At 68.2% G+C, this 16,686-nt stretch carries 17 protein-coding genes; 8 read left to right on the forward strand and 9 right to left on the reverse strand.

Annotated features, from left to right (window positions below):
* Positions 1 to 33 precede the first annotated feature (33 nt).
* Positions 34 to 855 carry an arylamine N-acetyltransferase family protein gene (locus ACFOSH_RS09395; RefSeq protein WP_378238342.1) on the forward strand — a complete coding sequence of 274 codons (822 nt, stop codon included), beginning with the start codon at positions 34 to 36 and terminating at the stop codon, positions 853 to 855.
* 4 nt (positions 856 to 859) lie between these two features.
* On the opposite strand, the gene ACFOSH_RS09400 is transcribed toward ACFOSH_RS09395, so the two are convergent.
* Together ACFOSH_RS09400 and ACFOSH_RS09405 are read right to left on the reverse strand one after the other, a co-directional pair.
* Positions 860 to 1,159 (reverse strand): GNAT family N-acetyltransferase, encoded by a 300-nt coding sequence (locus tag ACFOSH_RS09400; RefSeq protein ID WP_378238343.1) that lies wholly within the window; start codon positions 1,157 to 1,159, stop codon positions 860 to 862.
* On the reverse strand, positions 1,156 to 3,933 hold the full coding sequence (locus tag ACFOSH_RS09405; protein ID WP_378238344.1) for a sensor domain-containing protein: 2,778 nt from the start codon (positions 3,931 to 3,933) through the stop codon (positions 1,156 to 1,158). Before ACFOSH_RS09405 ends, ACFOSH_RS09400 begins: the two co-directional genes overlap by 4 nt.
* Positions 3,934 to 4,179: 246 nt before the next feature.
* Here ACFOSH_RS09405 and ACFOSH_RS09410 point away from each other — a divergent pair, with 246 nt between their 5' ends.
* Positions 4,180 to 4,704, forward strand: a complete 525-nt coding sequence (locus tag ACFOSH_RS09410) for a serine/threonine protein kinase (protein WP_378238345.1) — start codon at positions 4,180 to 4,182, stop codon at positions 4,702 to 4,704.
* On the opposite strand, the gene ACFOSH_RS09415 is transcribed toward ACFOSH_RS09410, so the two are convergent.
* Positions 4,701 to 6,050 (reverse strand): nucleobase:cation symporter-2 family protein, encoded by a 1,350-nt coding sequence (locus ACFOSH_RS09415; RefSeq protein ID WP_378238346.1) that lies wholly within the window; start codon positions 6,048 to 6,050, stop codon positions 4,701 to 4,703. The genes ACFOSH_RS09410 and ACFOSH_RS09415 overlap by 4 nt on opposite strands.
* A gap of 136 nt (positions 6,051 to 6,186) precedes the next feature.
* Between ACFOSH_RS09415 and ACFOSH_RS09420 the strand changes: the two genes are divergently transcribed.
* Entirely contained in the window at positions 6,187 to 7,401 is a 1,215-nt protein-coding gene (locus ACFOSH_RS09420; RefSeq protein WP_378238347.1) for an NAD(P)/FAD-dependent oxidoreductase, read from the forward strand.
* A gap of 32 nt (positions 7,402 to 7,433) precedes the next feature.
* Entirely contained in the window at positions 7,434 to 8,153 is a 720-nt protein-coding gene (locus tag ACFOSH_RS09425; protein WP_378238348.1) for a Clp protease N-terminal domain-containing protein, read from the forward strand.
* 106 nt (positions 8,154 to 8,259) lie between these two features.
* Here ACFOSH_RS09425 and gndA read toward each other — a convergent pair whose 3' ends face one another.
* Together gndA and ACFOSH_RS09435 are read right to left on the reverse strand one after the other, a co-directional pair.
* Positions 8,260 to 9,699 (reverse strand): NADP-dependent phosphogluconate dehydrogenase, encoded by a 1,440-nt coding sequence (gene gndA, locus ACFOSH_RS09430; protein WP_378238349.1) that lies wholly within the window; start codon positions 9,697 to 9,699, stop codon positions 8,260 to 8,262.
* Positions 9,700 to 10,043: 344 nt separating this feature from the next.
* Positions 10,044 to 10,952 (reverse strand): MBL fold metallo-hydrolase, encoded by a 909-nt coding sequence (locus tag ACFOSH_RS09435; protein WP_378238350.1) that lies wholly within the window; start codon positions 10,950 to 10,952, stop codon positions 10,044 to 10,046.
* Positions 10,953 to 11,172: 220 nt separating this feature from the next.
* Between ACFOSH_RS09435 and ACFOSH_RS09440 the strand changes: the two genes are divergently transcribed.
* The 3 genes from ACFOSH_RS09440 to ACFOSH_RS09450 all read left to right on the forward strand — a co-directional run bounded on the left by ACFOSH_RS09440 (position 11,173) and on the right by ACFOSH_RS09450 (position 13,783).
* On the forward strand, positions 11,173 to 12,030 hold the full coding sequence (locus ACFOSH_RS09440; protein WP_005163455.1) for a helix-turn-helix domain-containing protein: 858 nt from the start codon (positions 11,173 to 11,175) through the stop codon (positions 12,028 to 12,030).
* 65 nt (positions 12,031 to 12,095) lie between these two features.
* Positions 12,096 to 12,911 (forward strand): SAM-dependent methyltransferase, encoded by an 816-nt coding sequence (locus ACFOSH_RS09445; RefSeq protein ID WP_378238351.1) that lies wholly within the window; start codon positions 12,096 to 12,098, stop codon positions 12,909 to 12,911.
* A 14-nt stretch (positions 12,912 to 12,925) separates the two neighbouring features.
* Positions 12,926 to 13,783, forward strand: a complete 858-nt coding sequence (locus tag ACFOSH_RS09450; protein ID WP_378238352.1) for an SAM-dependent methyltransferase — start codon at positions 12,926 to 12,928, stop codon at positions 13,781 to 13,783.
* Between the two features lie 4 nt (positions 13,784 to 13,787).
* Here the strand turns inward: ACFOSH_RS09450 and ACFOSH_RS09455 are convergent, their stop codons facing one another.
* Positions 13,788 to 14,054, reverse strand: coding sequence for a hypothetical protein (locus tag ACFOSH_RS09455; RefSeq protein WP_378238353.1), 267 nt, complete (start codon positions 14,052 to 14,054; stop codon positions 13,788 to 13,790).
* A gap of 5 nt (positions 14,055 to 14,059) precedes the next feature.
* Positions 14,060 to 14,332, reverse strand: a complete 273-nt coding sequence (locus ACFOSH_RS09460; RefSeq protein ID WP_101611959.1) for a hypothetical protein — start codon at positions 14,330 to 14,332, stop codon at positions 14,060 to 14,062.
* 350 nt (positions 14,333 to 14,682) lie between these two features.
* Here ACFOSH_RS09460 and ACFOSH_RS09465 point away from each other — a divergent pair, with 350 nt between their 5' ends.
* A complete protein-coding gene (locus ACFOSH_RS09465; protein ID WP_378238354.1) occupies positions 14,683 to 14,937 on the forward strand; it encodes a DUF397 domain-containing protein in 255 nt (84 codons plus the stop codon).
* Positions 14,938 to 14,996: 59 nt separating this feature from the next.
* On the opposite strand, the gene ACFOSH_RS09470 is transcribed toward ACFOSH_RS09465, so the two are convergent.
* Together ACFOSH_RS09470 and ACFOSH_RS09475 are read right to left on the reverse strand one after the other, a co-directional pair.
* The gene (locus tag ACFOSH_RS09470) at positions 14,997 to 15,545 is read right to left on the reverse strand and encodes a hypothetical protein (RefSeq protein ID WP_378238355.1); all 549 of its coding nucleotides are present in this window, start codon (positions 15,543 to 15,545) and stop codon (positions 14,997 to 14,999) included.
* On the reverse strand, positions 15,538 to 16,671 hold the full coding sequence (locus ACFOSH_RS09475) for a hypothetical protein (protein ID WP_378238356.1): 1,134 nt from the start codon (positions 16,669 to 16,671) through the stop codon (positions 15,538 to 15,540). Before ACFOSH_RS09475 ends, ACFOSH_RS09470 begins: the two co-directional genes overlap by 8 nt.
* Positions 16,672 to 16,686 lie beyond the last annotated feature (15 nt).

Genomic DNA, 16,686 nt, shown 5'->3' on the forward strand with positions numbered 1-16,686 from the left:
CCTCCAGTCAGGTGGAGGTGTCAGGCTCGGGGCATGACACTCGCACCTGAGCAGGTCGACGAATGGACTGTCGACACCCTCGACCTCGACGCGTACCTCGGCCGGATCGGCCAGGACCGGGCGAAGCCGTCCGCCGCCGCGCTGCGTGAGCTGGCGAAGGCCCACATCCTGGCCGTTCCGTTCGAGAACGTCGACGTCGTGTTGGGACAGCACAAGGGGATCTCCCTCGACGACGTGATCGGCAAGCTCGTCCACCGCCATCGCGGCGGCTACTGCTACGAGCACGGAAGCCTCTTCGCCGCGGCCGCCGAGCAGCTCGGCTACCCCGTCAGCCGCCTCGTCGCGCGGGTGCAGCCGCAGAAGAACGGCCCGTACACGCATATGACGCTCACCATCGAGGCCGACGGAGTCCAGCACCTGGTGGACGTCGGGTTCGGCGCCGGGATGCTGGTGCCGATGCCGCTGGTCGACGGCGCCGTGGTGGACCAGGCGGGCTGGCCGCACCGGCTCGTCGCGGACGGCGACTGGTGGCGTTTGCAGAAGCTGGAGGGCGACGACTGGACCGACCTGCACGCCTTCACGCTCACGCCGATGCACCGGATCGACTACGAGGTCTACCACCACTACACGTCGACGCATCCGCGCTCGCCGTTCACCGGGCAGCTGGTGATCATGCGGCTGGAGGAAGGGCTCAGCCGCAAGCTGGTCGGCACCGAGTTCATCGTCGAACGTCCGGACGGGACGAAGGAGACCACCACGATCCCGCCCGAGCGGCTCGACGCGACCCTGCGCGAGCTGGACGTCGTCCTCACCGAGGACGAACTCACGAAGCTACTGAAGATCTACCCGGGCTGAGGGCTCAGAGTTCGAACTCGGCGCGCTTGTCCTCGGGGACGAGGTCCTCGTACTCGCGGTGCTTCGCGATGTACGAGCGCACGTACGGGCAGTAGGGCAGGACGGACCTGCCCTGCGACCGGACGTCGTCGAGCGCGGCGGACACGAGCTTGCCCGCCAGGCCCTGGCCCGCGAAGTCGTCGGAGATCTCGGTGTGCAGGAACAGGATCGCGTCCGGACGCGTGCGGGTTTCCAGGAACCCGGCGGGTTTCCCGTCCACGGCGATGTCGTAGCGGTCTGTCCCGGAAGTGATCTCGACACTCATTCAGCGGCTCCGAAAAGTTCGTCAGGGGGCACGGGGCGGCCCAGGTGGAAGCCCTGTGCCTGGTCACAGTTCAGCTCACGCAGGACGGTGAGCTGCTCTTCGTCTTCGACACCTTCGGCGACGACGATCAGGTCGACGGCGTGCGCCATCGCGATGATGCTCTTGACGATCGCGGCCGCGTCGCGTGATTCCGCGATGCCGGTGACGAAGGTGCGGTCGATCTTGAGCGTGTCCAGCGGGAGCCGTTGCAGCTGCGCGAGCGACGAATAACCGGTGCCGAAGTCGTCGATCGCCAGCGAGACACCGAGATCGCGCAACGACGTCAGGACTTCGGCGGCCGCGGCCTGGTCCCGCATCAGCGCGCTCTCGGTGACCTCCAGGGTCAGCGCGTGCGGCGGCAGCCCGGTCGTCTTCATCGCGTCCTGCACGGTGGGTACCAGATGCGGGTCGTCCAGCTGCCGGGCCGACAGGTTGACCTTGAGGTTCAGGTCGATGCCGAGCTGTTCGCGCCGTTTGGCGATCTCGCGCGTGGTCGTGCGGAGGACGTACTTGCCGATCAGGTTGATCAGGTCGCTTTCCTCGGCCAGCGGGATGAACTCGGCGGGCGAGATCGTGCCGTGCGCCGGATGTTTCCAGCGCAGCAACGCCTCCACCGCGACCATCTCGCCGGATTCGATGTCCACGACAGGCTGGTACGCCGTCCAGAGTTCCTCGTTCTGCAGTGCGTCGCGCAGGTCCTGCTCCATGCGGAGCCGCCGCTGCATCCGCTCGCGCAGCTCGACGTCGAAGAACTCGTAACGCGCGCGGCCGAGCGTTTTCGCCTGGTACATCGCGACATCCGCGTCCCGCAGCAGGTCTTCGGCGGTCCGGGTGTCGTCGTTGGCCGCGGTGACGATGCCGATGCTGGCGTCGATGTGCAGCTGTCTGCCGTTGACCGTGATCGGTTCGGTCAGCGCCTCGCGCAGCTGCCCGGCCAGCGCCTTGATCTCGTCCGGTTCGGTGATCTCCGCGGTGACGACGACGAATTCGTCGCCGCCGAGCCTGCCGACGAGGTCGTTCTCGCCGATCCCCCGGCGCAGCCGTTCGCCCGCGATGCGGAGCACCTTGTCGCCGACGGAATGCCCGAGGGAATCGTTGATCACCTTGAACTTGTCGAGGTCGATGAACAGCAGCGTGGTCAGCTCGGCGCGGCCGGAGCCGGACAGCGCCTCGGCGAGGCTGTCGAGCACCAGCGTCCGGTTCGCGAGTTCGGTGAGCGGGTCGTGCGTCGCCTCGTGGGCGAGCCGCTCGCCGATGGCGCGGCGTTCGGTGATGTCGGTGAACGAGGTGACCACCGCCATGGCCGACGGGTCTTCCGGGGTCAGCAGCCGCGAGGTCAGCGAGATCCAGACGTCGCCGCCGTCGGGCCGCCGCAGCCGCAGCACGAGCCCGGTCTGTGTGACCCGGGTGCGCCGGGTCACCACCGACGGCATCCGCGCGGGCGGGAGGCGGCCCTGGTCGTCGTACAGCTCCAGCGTCACGCACGGGATGCCGATGAGGTCGTCGTGGTCGACGCCGAAGATCCGGCACGCCGCGGGGTTCGCCGATTCGATGAGGCCGCCGGGGCCGATCACGACCACGCCTTCGTCGAGCGAGGCGACCACGGTGCTGTAGCGCCGCTCGGCGCGCCGCCGGGCCGTTTCGTCGGCGCAGACCAGCACGAAACCGTCGTTCATCTCCGCGGCCGAGATGCGGATGGCCAGGGTCGAGCCGTTGCGGTGGCGGTGGGTCGTCTGCAGGACACCGCCCTTGCGCAGGACCGCTTCCGGGTCGAGCGGCGCGCCGACGAGGTCGCTCACCGTGCCGCCGATCGCCTCGCCCGCCGTCCAGCCGTAGACGTTCTCCGCGGCGGGGTTCCAGCTGGTCACCATGCCGGTGCCGCTGGTCGCGATGATCGCGTCGCTGACATGGCTGATCAGCGCGGCCTGGTAGCGCAGCGTCGCTTCGGCGGCCTTCTGCGCGCTGATGTCGCGCATGATGACCTGGAACGCGGGCCTGCCCTCCCAGGTCGTCCGCACCGAAATGCTCTGGACCAGGTACTTCGTGCCGTCGAGACGGAGCATGACGGCGTCGGTGGGGTCGGTCGACGCGCCCTGGCGGTGCAGCGACGCGATCCTGTCCAGCAGGGCCGGGAGCGATTCGTCGGCGACGAGGTCCATGATCGGCCGTCCGATCAGTTCGGCGGTCGAGGACGCTCCGAGCGCGGTGACGGCGGCCCGGTTCACGTAGGTGACGACGCCGGCTTCGTGGACGCAGACCGCGTCGGGGCTCAGCTCCACCAAGAGCCGGTAACGGTCGGTGAGATCTTCGAGGGCTTGCCGATTCTCGCGGACGTCGGTCACGTCGGTGGCGATCCCGAGCAGTCCCGAGGAGAGGGTGCCGTCACCGATGGTGCGGGCACGCAGGCGGATCCAGCGGATCTCGCCCGCCGGATTCCGGATCGACTGTTCGAGTTCGAACTCGCGCCAAGGCGGGGAAGTGCGGGTGCCCGACGTCAGCGGGGCGACCAGATCGGCGAGCCGTGCTTCGATCACGGCCTCGGTGAGACCGGCTCCACCCAGCAGGTTCTCCAGTCCGGGCAGCCAGGACAGCGTCTCGGCTTCGAAGTCGTACGACCAGATGGCGGCGTGGTCGCCCGCGAGGCCGAGATCGCCGACCGGCTCGTTTCCGAGCGGTGCGCCTGTCGGATGACCGGAATTTCCGGCCCCCGGCACGGCGAGGGCGTCAGCCTCCATGATCCGTCCGAACCCCCTTTTCCGGTGCTGGCACCGTCGATTACACCACCCGCGGAGGGCGCTGTATACGCGAACCGAAGGTCGGCCACCGCAGATATGCGCGAAAGCATATGAATACACGCTGTGTGACTGGCATACGCTAACGTGTTCCATCGGGTGAATAATTTTTGGTTAACTTCACCCATTCAGCGGTGAGTTGCGGTAAAACTACTGTTCGCTCGATCCCGGTGCGGAAGGTCTCAACTAGTGGATGACGACGACGTTTCGGTCGCCGACCTGCTCATTCGCGAGGGCTGGGATGACCACGAGGAGTCACGGGCAAAGTCACGCTGGAGAGTGATCGCGGTGGTGATAGCCGTGGTCGTCGCCTGTGGCGCGGCCGGTGTTCTCGTCGGGTTCGATTCGGATCCCGAGCAGAATGCGCAGCCGAACAACATCAGCGTCATCGAGATGCCGAAGCGGCCTTCGGAGAACAGGGGAGCCGACGCGACGTCGGCGGTCCCGTCCACCGAGACGGTCGAGACCGGCGATGGTGAGACTTCGTCGAAGCCCAGCAAGACGACGTCGAGCCGTCGCACGTCGAGTTCGGCCGCCTCGTCGTCCGACTCCCCGGACACTCCGACGACTCCGACCTCGTCGCACGCGCCCGCCGACCCGCCGAAGCCGACGGGATCGACGGTCCCTCCTCAGCCGCCCAACCAGACCCCGCCGCCGCCCTCCACGACACCCACCGAAGAGTGCAACCTGTGGCCGAAGTGGCTGTGGTGTTAAGGCGCCTGCAATAAGTCCGGCTCCCGGCGCTTGCCGAGGTGGTTGAACAGCAGGTTGAGAGTGAAGGCGACGATCGCGGCGACCGTGATCGGGCTGCCGCAGATGGTCTGCAGCCACGCCGGGAAGTGCTGGAAGAAGATCGAGTTCCCGAACTGGTTCGTGGAGAACGCCGGCAGCAGGCCGACGCCGAACGACACCGCGACGATGAACGTGTTGTGGTTGCCGGAGAACTCCACCTTCTTCAGGTTCTGCACGCCGACCGCGGCGACCATCGCGAACATGACCACCGCTACGGCGCCGATCACCGGCTCCGGCACGGCCGCGACGAAGGCGCCGACCTTCGGCACCAGGCCCATCAGCACGAGCAGGCCGCCCGCCATCGCGACCACCCAGCGGCTGCGCACCCCGGTCATCTGCACGAGCCCGACGTTCTGCGCGAAAGCCGTGTCCGGGAAAGAGTTCATCGCGCCGCCGAGGATGGCCGACAGACCGTCGGTGGCGAGACCGCGCGCGAGGTCCGAATCAGTCGTCGGCCGTCCGGTGATCTCGCCGACCGCGACCAGGTCCGCGGTGGATTCGGTGTAGGTCACCAGCATCACGACGCACATCGACAGCACGGCCGCGATCGGGAAGGTCGGCGGGCCGAAGTGGAACGGTGACGCGAGACCGAACCAGTCGGCGGCGGCGATGGTCTTGAAGCTCACCAGCCCCATCGGGACGGCCGCGGCCAGGCCGAGCAGCAGGGCCAATAGCGGGCCGATCTGGTTCGCGAATCCGCGCAGGACGCGGGTGATCACCGCGATCACCGCGATCACGCCGAACGCGAGCGCGATGTTGGCGGGCTTCGCGTAGTCCGGCGACGTGGTGTCGTGGCCGGCGATCAGGCCGACGCCGGGGCCGATGAGCGAGATGCCGATGACGACGAGCAGCGTGCCCGAGACCAGTGGCGGGAAGAAGCGGATCATCTTCGCGAAAGGTTTCGCGATGAGCAGGCCGAACACCCCCGACGCGATCATCGCGCCGTAGACGGCCTGCATGCCGTACTGGCACGCGATCATGATCATCGGGTTGACCACGGTGAACGTCGCGCCGGCCACCACCGGCAGGCGGATGCCGAAGATGCGTCCGATCCCGATCGCCTGAATCAGCGTCGCGATCCCCGCGACCAGCAGATCCGCGTTGACCAGCAACGCGATCGTCGCCGCGTCCAGCTTCAGCGCGCTGCCCACGACGAGCGGGACGGCCACCGAGCCCGCGTACATGATCGTCATGTGCTGCAGGCCGAGCAAGGTCAGCTTCGGCAGCGGCGGGCGGGCGTCGACCGGATGGATCTCGGGCCGGGTCATGCGACCCCCTCCTGACGTGCGGGAACACCAGTGGACTCGTCGAGCATGACGGTAACGCGTCTTCCGCGTGAGGATCACGTGTCGAAAGGGCCGGAGCTGTGTTGAATGGGGAGCGGGCACAACGGAAGGAGCGCCGATGGAGACCGTCCTCGTCGTAGGGGCCGGGCAGAGCGGGTTCGGAGTCGCGACCTCGCTGCGGGACAAGGGGTTCGACGGGCGGGTGGTGCTCATCGGCGACGAGCCCGGACTGCCGTATCAACGGCCTCCGTTGTCGAAGGGCTATCTCGCCGGGACGGCGGGCGACGCCCAGTTGCGCTTGCGGCCCGAGGACTTCTTCGCGGAGAAGGGCATCGAACTGATCCCGGGCCGGGTCGCGTCGGTGGATCGGGACGGCGCGAAGGTGGTGCTCGACGACGGGAGCGCCCACGAGTACGACCATCTCGTGCTGGCGACGGGAGCGGTCAACCGGGTGCTGCCGGTGCCGGGGTCCACTTTGGACGGTGTGTTCACCTTGCGCACCAAGGACGACGCCGACGTCCTGCGTGCCGCCCTGGAAAGCGCGGAGAACGTGGTCGTGGTCGGGGGCGGGTTCATCGGGCTGGAGTTCGCCGCGCACGCCGGGCGGCCCGTGACGATCGTGGAGGCGCAGGACAGGCTCATGGCGCGCGTCGCGACTCCGGAGGTTTCGGCGTTCTTCGCTGCTTTGCACGAGGGGGCGGGGCACACGATCCTGCTCGGCGAAGGTGTCGCCGCGCTGCGCGGCGAGGGTCGGGTGACCGAGGTGGAACTGGGCGACGGCAGCCTGCTGCCCGCCGATCTGGTGCTGGTCGGGGTCGGCGTGGAGCCGCGGACACGGCTCGCGGAGGAGGCCGGGCTCGCCGTGGCGAACGGTGTCGTCGTCGACGAACACCTGCGCACGAGCGACCCGAAGATCTCGGCGGTCGGGGACTGCGCGAACTTCCCGTGTGTCCAGGCGGGGACGGCGACGCGCCTGGAGTCGGTGCAGAACGCCGTCGACCAGGCACGGGCGGCGGCCGCCGTCATCACCGGCGAACCCGCGCCCTACGACAGCCTGCCCTGGTTCTGGACCGATCAGCTCGGCGCGAAACTGCAGATCGCCGGGATCCTGACCGGGGCGGAAAAGACCGTGGTGACCGGGGATCGGGAGAGCGGGAAGTTCTCGGTGCTGTCGTTCCGGGACGGCGTGCTCGTCGGGGTCGAGTCGGTGAACCGGCCGCCGGACCACATCGCGGCGCGACGGCTTTTCGCCGCGGATCCGGCGCCGCGGTTCGAGACGCTGGAGGCCAACGGCTTCGATCTGAAGGCGACCTTTGCGTCAACCCGCGGTTGACGATTGAACCGCGTCAACCTAAAGTTGACGGCATGACGAATCCAGTCCGGCTCGACGACCTCATCTCCCACATCAAGCAGCAGCATCCCGACGGCGACGTGCTCGGCCAGCTGTCCGACGCGGTCTTCCTCGGCGAGCACCTCGGCGAAGTGGCCGACCACCTGATCGGCCACTTCGTCGACCAGGCGCGGCGTTCCGGCGCGTCCTGGACCGAGATCGGCAAGAACATGGGGGTGTCCAAGCAGGCCGCCCAGAAACGCTTTGTCGACTCCAGCGGCTCTTCGCTCGAAGACCTGGTGAAGGTGTTCAGCCGCTACACCGACCGCGCGCGGCACGTCGTCGTTGTTTCGCGGGACGCGGCTGTCGAGGCGAAGAGCCCGCAGATCGAGCCCGCGCACCTGATCCTCGGCCTGCTCGCCGAACCCGCCGCGCTCGCCGCCGGGGCGATCGTGGCGCAGAAGGTGACCTTGGAAGCAGTCCGTGAGGCCGCGATGGCCGCGTTGCCGGAACCCGCCGAAGAACCGGCGGAGGCGGCGAAGATGGCTTTCGGGGCGCAGGCCAAGAAGACGCTGGAGCTGACGATGCGGGAGTCGCTGCGGCTCGGGCACAACTACATCGGCACCGAGCACATCCTGCTGGCCCTGTTCGAGCTCGAAAGCGCTTTGCTGACCGGACTCGGGCTCACGAAAGAGAAGACCGAGGCGACGATCCTGCGGTCCCTGGCGGAAATCGTCGCGGCACGCGGGGAATGACGCGGATCGCGCTCACTGTCCTGGTGTTCGTCGCCCTCGTCCTGTTGGCCGCCTGTGCGTGATGGCCCCTTTCCTCATGGTCGGGGGCCATCACGGCAGACAGCTGTCAGGCGGAGGACTCGGGACGGCCGTCGGCGGCCCAAGCGGTGTGGAACGAACCTTCCCGGTCGACCCGGCGATACGTGTGGGCACCGAAGTAGTCCCGCTGCCCCTGCACCAGTGCGGCGGGGAGCCGCTCCGCGCGCAGACCGTCGTAGTAGGCCAGCGCGGTCGAGAAGCCCGGGGTCGGTATCCCGAGCCGCACGGCCGTGGAGATCACCGAACGCCAGGAGTCCTGGGCGTCCTCGACGGCCTTGCGGAAGCCGCCGGAGGTCAGGAGCGTCGGCAAGCCGGGCTCTTCGGCGTACGCCGCGGTGATGTCGTTCAGGAACTTCGCGCGGATGATGCAGCCGCCGCGCCAGATGGACGCGACCTTGCCGAGGTCGATGTCCCAGCCGTATTCGGCGCCGCCCGCCTGGATCTGGTTGAAGCCCTGGGCGTACGCCACCACCTTCGACGCGTACAGCGCTTGCTCCACGTCGTCCGCGAAGGTGTCCAAAGCGGACCCTGTCAGCGGAGCGCGCGAAGGACCGCCGAGACCGCGCGAGGCCTCACGCAGGTTCGACGAACCGGACAGCGAGCGCGCGAAGACGGCTTCGGCGATCCCGCTGATCGGCACGCCCAGATCCAGTCCGATTTGGACGGTCCAGCGGCCGGTGCCCTTCTGCTCCGCCTGGTCCGCCACGATGTCGACGAACGGCTTGCCGGAAGCGGCGTCGGTGTGGGCCAGCACCTGCTGGGTGATCTCGATCAGGTACGAGTCCAGCCGTCCGGAGTTCCAGGTCTGGAAGACCTGCGCGATCTCGGCGGGGGAGTAGCCGCCCGCGCCGCGCAACAGGTCGAACGATTCGGCGATCAACTGCATGTCGGCGTACTCGATGCCGTTGTGCACCATCTTCACGAAATGCCCGGCGCCGTCCGCGCCCACGTGCGTGCAGCACGGTTCGCCGTCGACCTTCGCCGAGATGTCCTCGAACAGCGGCCCGAGCGACTGGTACGACTCCTTGGACCCGCCCGGCATGATGCTCGGCCCGTGCAGCGCGCCCTCCTCGCCGCCGGACACACCGGTGCCGACGAAGTGGATGCCCTTCTCGCGCAGCGCCGCCTCGCGCCGCCGGGTGTCCGCGAAGTGCGCGTTGCCCGCGTCGACGATCACGTCACCCTTCTCGAGGAGCGGGACGAACTCGTCGATCACAGCATCCGTCGGCGCACCGGCCTTGACCATGATCACGACCTGACGCGGCCGCTCCAGCGCGTCGACGAACGCCTGCGCCGAATACGCCGGGATGAAGTCGCCTTCGTCGCCGAACTGCTCGACCAGTTCCTTCGTCCGCTGCTCGGAGCGGTTGTGCAGGGCCACCGTGTGCCCGTGCCTCGCCAGGTTCCTGGCCAGGTTGCGGCCCATGACCGCCAGGCCCGTGACCCCGATGCTCGCCTTCTTGCTCATCCGCACCCTTCCGCTTCGATTCCCGTGCCGAGCCTATCCCCGTTGAGGGATACGGCGCCGGGGCGAGAAGGGATCAACCGGGAGCTGTCCACAACCGGGACGGCCTGTGGACAACTCGGCTCGACACCGGACCGGCGGGGAGACGAGGGGGTGTGTGGAAACAGGGACGTTGAACGTCCCTGTTTCCACACAGCAATCACCCTGAGTGATACCTCGCGCTCTCGTCGACGCGGCACCTGGGCTTATCGCTCAAGCGAGCACGACTTGCCACTCACGACCACTTCGAGCAGGCAGGCACCCGAAGCCGGGCCGGGGCCAGCGAGCGAACCCGCCACTCGCGAGCGTCAGGAGAAGCAGCGGATCGGAGCGCCGTTGAAGGCGACCATGTCCGCGATGGCGGCCCCCAGATCGATCGGCGCGCCCCACTCCAGGCCGTCCAGCTCGGCATAGGCCCGGTGCAGGTTCGCGGGCAGCCGTTCCTGTTCGGACAGTGCCTCGTAAGGCCCGAGATCCGCTTCCCGGGCGGCCTGGAGAGGCGTCAGCCCCGCGGCCTTCCCCCGCTCGGCGAGCTTCTGCAGGAAGCCCAGGTAGCCGTCGACGACGTCGATCGCCTCGGGCCCGCACACCGGGCCGTGTCCCGGCACGATCGTCTCCGGCTCCAGCGCGCGGACCAGGTCCAGCGCCCGCCGCCAGCCGGCGGGCGAGCCCATCAGCGCGAACGGGCTGCCACCGTTGAAGATCAGGTCGCCGACGAACAGCACCCGCCGCTCCGGCAGCCAGACCAGCACGTCGTTGGTGGTGTGCGCGGCGTGCCCCGGATGGATCAGCTCCAGCCGGACGTCGCCGGCGTGCACGGTCAGCCGGTCGTCGAACACCACTTCGGGCGGCCTCAGCTCCAGATGACCCCAGTCGTTCCCGGTGAACGCGTTCTCGTAGGTGTTGATCCCGGTCGCGACCATCACTTCACGCGTCTTCCGGTGCCCGACGATCGTCGCGCCCGCCGCCAGGTAGTTGCCGTTCGTGTGATCGCCGTGGTGATGCGTGTTGACCACGGTGGTCACCGGCGCGCCGCCGGTCGAGGCTGCCGTCGCCAGCAGGGCACGCGTGCGCCGTTCGGTGGAGCAGGTGTCGATGACGACGGTGTGATCGCCCGCGGCGACGAATCCGCAGTTGTTGATCCACCAGGAGCCGTCGGGTTGCACGTAGCCGAAGACGTCGTCGGAGACTCGCCGGGCGAAGGGGGATTGGTCCACTCGGTCACTATGCCCGGCGAACGTGCCCGAAATGTGACGAGATCGTTCCGCCACCAGGGTGACGTACCAGGTGACTGGTGTTTTCGGCCGTTTCCTGGAACGCTGCGCAATGTCATCATCGAACCCCGCAAGGTGAAGTACCCTGGGTGGGTTCGAGTATTCGCGCGCAGGACGGCGGGAAGCCGCGGTCCTGGCTATGTGGTCCGGGAGAGCAAGGCTGATGGCCAGCACCGTCACCTCGCGCCGGAAGCAGCTCGGGAACGAGCTCCGGCATGCCCGCAACGCCGCGCGGATGACACAGCAGCAGGTCGCCGAAGTTCTCGGCTGCACCCAGGGCAAGGTCAACAAGATCGAGTCCGGTGCCGTCGGGGTCAAGCTCGGGGATGTGCGATCGATGCTGAACGCGTTCGGGATCAACGGCGACGAGGCCGACACGCTGATGAACCTGGCCCGCGCCGCGGCCGGGCAGCGCGGCCACTGGTCCGGTTATCGATCCGTGGTGCCGCACTGGTTCCGCACCTTCACCGACCTCGAACCCGCGGCCGCGGAGATCCTCACCTGGCACGGTGAGCGCATCCCCGGCCCGCTGCAGTCCGAGCACTACATGCTCAAGCAGTTCACCGAAGCCGGCGCCACGGACGTCACCTCGTTGGTACGCAACCGGCTGGACCGCAAGGCCGTCTTCGAACAACAGCAGCCGCCCTACTACCGGTTCATCATCAGCGAAGGCGCCCTGCGCCGCGCTCCCGGCGGCTCCGCCCCGGCGGTGATGCTCGACCAGGTCGAACATCTGCTGGCCCTGGACAAGCATCCGCGCGTGTATGTGCACGTGTTGCCGTTCGGCGCGCGGCTCGCCGCGGTGCCCAACGACTTCACCATCATGCGTTTTCCCGATCGCACCAGGGATTTCGTCTACATCGAGCATTCCGCGGGCGGGTTGTACCTCGACGACGTCAAGGACTTCAACATTTTCGTCGACTCCTGGGACAGGTTGCGCGGCGCCGCGCTGGAACGCCAGGAGACCCGGCAGTTCCTCAAGGAACTCGCCGAGCTGTACCGCAATCAGATGCAATCCTGAGAGCTCGCCGCCTCCCTTCGGTAGGGTTACCGGTATCGGCGCGGTCGAGTGGACAGGGGCTGGACGTGGACCCGCAGTTCCTTCCCGAAGGCGTGGATCTCGAGCGTCCCAACGCCGCCCGGATCTACGACTGGGCACTCGGGGGGACCGCGAACTGGGCGGTGGACCGGGAATTCGGCGAGCAGCTGGTCAAGGCCTTCCCGCTCATCCGTTCCGTCGCCAGGGCCAACCGGGCCTTCCTCGGCCGCGCGGTGCGGCACTGCGCCGAGCACGGCGTGAACCAGTTCCTCGACCTCGGTTCCGGTGTGCCGACAGTCGGCAACGTCCACGAGATCGCCGGTGAGGTCGACGACGACAGCCGGTGCGTGTACGTCGACAACGAACCGGTCGCCGTGGCGCACGCCAGGATCCTGCTGGAGAGAGGCGGCGACCCCGGCAGGCACGCGGTCATCGGCGGCGACCTGCGCGACGCGGACGACATCTGGGAGCGCGCCTTCGACACCGGCGTGCTCGACCCGGCCCGGCCGGTGGCCCTGCTCACCGTCGCCGTCCTGCATTTCGTACCGGGTCCCGAACTCGCCGCCGTCATCGCGCGGTACCGGAAACTGCTGCCTGCCGGTTCGTTCTACGTGCTTTCCCACGTCACGATGTCCGGAGTGGAAGGTGACGAGCTGGAGCAGATCCAGCGCGTCGTGGAGCAGTACGAGCAGTCGAGCACACCCGCGGCCTTCCGCGGCAAGGAAGAGCTCCTCGGTTTCTTCGGGGATTTCGACCTCGTGGCGCCGGGGCTGGTCCCGGTCGGTGCATGGCGGCTGGACGACTCCCGCTCGCCTACGCTTAACTGCGCCATCGGCGGGGTCGCCCGCAAACCCGGTTTCTGACGAGGTGTGACGGTATGACGACGCAGCAGGACCCCAGAGACCCTGAAGCCCCCGAAGGTGTCGATCTCGAACGACCCAACGTGGCCAGGGTGTACGACTGGTTCCTCGGGGGCTCCGCCAACTGGGCCATCGACCGCGAGTTCGGCTCGCAGGTGCTGAAGCAGTTCCCGGAGGTCAAGACCTTCGCCAGGGTCGGCCGCGATTTCCTCGGCCGCGGCGTGGGATACCTGGCGCGCCAAGGGGTCACCCAGTTCCTCGACATCGGCTCCGGCGTGCCCACCGTCGGCAACGTCCACCAGATCGCGAGCGCCGTCAACCCGGACAGCCGCGTCGTCTACGTCGACATCGAGCCGGTCGCCGTCGCGCATTCCCAGCTGCTGCTGGAACGGGAAGGCCTGCTAGGGCGGCACGCGGTCCTGCAGGGCGATGTGCGCGATCCCGCCGACATCTGGAAGCGCGCCCTCGAAACCGGCGTGCTCGACCCCCGGCAGCCGATCGGGCTGGTCCTGGTCGGCCTGCTGTACTTCCTCGGCCCGGACGAACCCGTCCACGAGATGGTCCAGCGCTACGTCGACCTGCTGCCGTCCGGTTCGTACTTCCTGTCCTCGCATCTGACCGAAGACGGCGTCACCCGCAAGGAAGGCGACAACCGGGAGAACGTCCAGGAGCTCTACAAGAAGACCAGCGCGCCGTTCCACCTGCGGTCCCGCGCGGAGTTCACCGCGTTCTTCGACGGCCTGGAACTGGTGGAGCCGGGTATCGACTGGATGGCCACCTGGCATCTGGACGAGGCGGCTTCCCGGGCGAGCAACCGGTTCGCGGACGACCCGACCTTCACCGGCGGGCTCGGCGGCCTGGGCCGCAAGCCCTGATCCCTCAGGCCCGGCCGGTCAGATGCCCGATCAGGGGTGTCAGCTCGAAGTGACCTTCGAGCGGCCGGCCGGTTCTGATCAGGTCCCGGTGCGCGCCGCGCCGGACGGGGAAATCGACTTCGGAGTTCCACAGCGGCTGCTTGCGCAGCGGGGCCTGGATGAGGCTGAACCCGAACCGCTGACGCAGTTCGAGCCCGATGTTGCGGTGCTTCGCCGAGGTCTGGCGTTCGTCCTCACGGCGGAACAGCAGCGTGGTGAGGCGGACGGCCATGGCGGTCACACCCCCCGGCTCGGCCGCGGCAACCGCGTCTGGTCGGCCGAACCGGCCAGGCCGAGACAACGCTCACACGGCATCCCCGAACCGACGGGGATCCATTCCAGGTGGTCGTAAGGCATCGCCGCGCCACAACGGGCGTGCAGGAATTCGGGGTGCGAACCCCCGGAGTGCAGGTCGAAAAGGTGTGCCGAGCGGCGGCTTTCGCCCGCTGTCCCGGCCATGAGCCTGCCGACGGCGAGTACCGTCGCAGGCATCGTGTCCTGAATGATCACGCTGATCCTCCCCCACGAGGTCGGCGGTGGGTGGTCATGCGCCGCGGGGTCGTGTCCCGGCCGGTCACCTGCCGTCGGTGGCCTGCTGGAACGGTGAAACTCCCTGGTGAACGCCCCCGGTGACAACTGTCGCCGAGTTCTTTGCATACTGCGAGCGATTCACCAACAACCGAGCCCCGGCCGCTGCGATTAATCCTACTCCTGGAATAATCTTCATGTCGAGGGTGGGCAGAGTTGATCACCCACTTGGCCGTGCGGGATAGTCCCGTTGAGGCAGGGAGAAGCCGGGGCCGTGACGGTTCGCGCAGGTCGCGACCCGCATCCCCGACCGACGTTCGGAGGTACGACCAATGGCCGATTATCCGTCGGCGGCGGATTACGATCCGACCACGGCCGTGTCGCTGTTCGACGACTCCGCTTGGGAGAAGTCCTTCGCGAGCGAACCCAACGGCGGGAACTGTGTCGAGGTCAACCTCGCCCACGAAGGCCTGGTCGGGGTGCGTGACACCAAACTGGCCGAGAGTCCCGTCTTCGTCTTCGATTCCGGTGAGTGGAACGCCTTCCTCAAGGCGGTCAAGGCCGGACAGTTCGATTTGAGCCCATGACGAACGGCTCGCGTGCCCCGTCAGGACACGCGAGCCATCCGATCTTCGGCCACTCCGAGTCATACCGTCGCCGGGAGCACGTTCCCGCGCAGCCTGGACTTCGTGCGCCTCCAGGCGATGGTGATCAGGACGGCGAGGACGATCAGCGGGATCAGGCTGATCGACCAGCTGACCGCCATCGGCGGTCCCGGCTGTTCGAGCACCGCCAGATCGCGGAGTTCGCCCGCGCCCTTGCCGGCGGGTCCGTCGATCTCGAACCGGAACGTCCACGAGCCCTGCGTCTGCAGCGCCCGGATGTCCAGTCCCCACACCTCCAGTTTCCGCGGATGCTTCGCCAGCGGCTGGCCACGGCCCAGCCGCCCGGTCTCCGGGTTGAGGAACGCGAGCGTGCCCGACTTCCCGGCGATCCCGTCGTCGGGGATGAACGTGAAGTCCAGCGATTGCATGGCGCGCAACGGCCACGTGCTGAAGCCGACCGTCATCCCGTACGGGCCGACCTGCACCCGTTCGGTATGGACGATGTTCACCGGTTCGTAGGCGTTCGCCGCGGGCGTGGTCGCGGACAGCAACCCGATCGCCGCTGCCAGGGCCAGCAGTGTCTTACGCATGCGCGTCGTCCCCCTTCGCCGGGGCCAGCAGCCTCAGCATCCCGCCGAACCGCCACCCGGCGAACCCGCCGAGCAGCCCGAACACCCCGCCGACGGCGGCCGTCACGATGACGAGCGGCCAATCGACCCTGGCCATCCCGTAGACGAACACGTTCTGGATCGGCATGCTCGCCCCGATCAGGAATCCGCCGATCCCGCCCGCCAGCACCGAAACCCGGCCGGTGGACCAGCCGCGCCGCGAAAGCAGGTAGACCGCTTCGAGCACGGCCGCGATCGGCAGCAACGCCATCGGCATCATCGCGGGCATCGCGGGCACGCCGTCGATGTAGTCCCGCATCGGCAGGCCGACGGCGCTCGCGTAGGCCTCCGCCGCCCATGGCGAGAACCACCAGGTGATCGCCTGGATGACCGCCAGCGCCGCGGCGACCCGGACCGCGCCGCCCGGCCGCCGCCAGAATCCGGCGCCCGCCGAGACCAGCAGCACCGAAAGCAGCGCGATGCCCACGGAGATGACGTCGACCAGGTCGACGTCGATCTGCTGCAGCCCCAGCACGGTGACCGTGCTGAACGCGATCAGCACGCCGAGGCTGCCGACCACGCCGAGGGTGCCCCAGCGGTGCTCTCGCGCGGCCGCGAACACCATGACCGTGCCGATGATGCTCAGCGTGATCGACAGCAGCAGCCCGATGTGCGGCGGCGAGTCGATCACCGCGTCGAAGCCGTACAGGCCGTGCCACCACTGGTCCCACAGGCCGTACAGCAGGAACATCGCCGCGCCGGTCCCGGTCACCAGGTAGCCGGCCGGTGCGGCGAAGACCTTGCCGAAGACGTTGATCGCCCGGCCGCCGACCCGGGCGTCGACTTCGCGGCCCGCCCGGCGCGCGGCCGTGGTCATCAGCACGATCACGAGGCTCGCGAGCCCGGAGATCGCGCTGCCCGAATACAGGAACAGATGCGGCAGTGTGAAGAACGTGTCCGGGCCGACGTCGCCGTGCCACTGGATGTCCCAGGTCAGCCCGACCAGTGAGATCACCGATCCGGCCAGCACCGTGCCCGCCGGTACGAGACCGGTGCGTTCACTTCGTGCCACCGAGGCGACCCTCGCCCCTCCCGCGGTGAGATCCATACCCCCTCGACCTCC

It is taken from the genome of Amycolatopsis speibonae, from assembly GCF_042647925.1.
Lineage (GTDB): Bacteria > Actinomycetota > Actinomycetes > Mycobacteriales > Pseudonocardiaceae > Amycolatopsis > Amycolatopsis speibonae.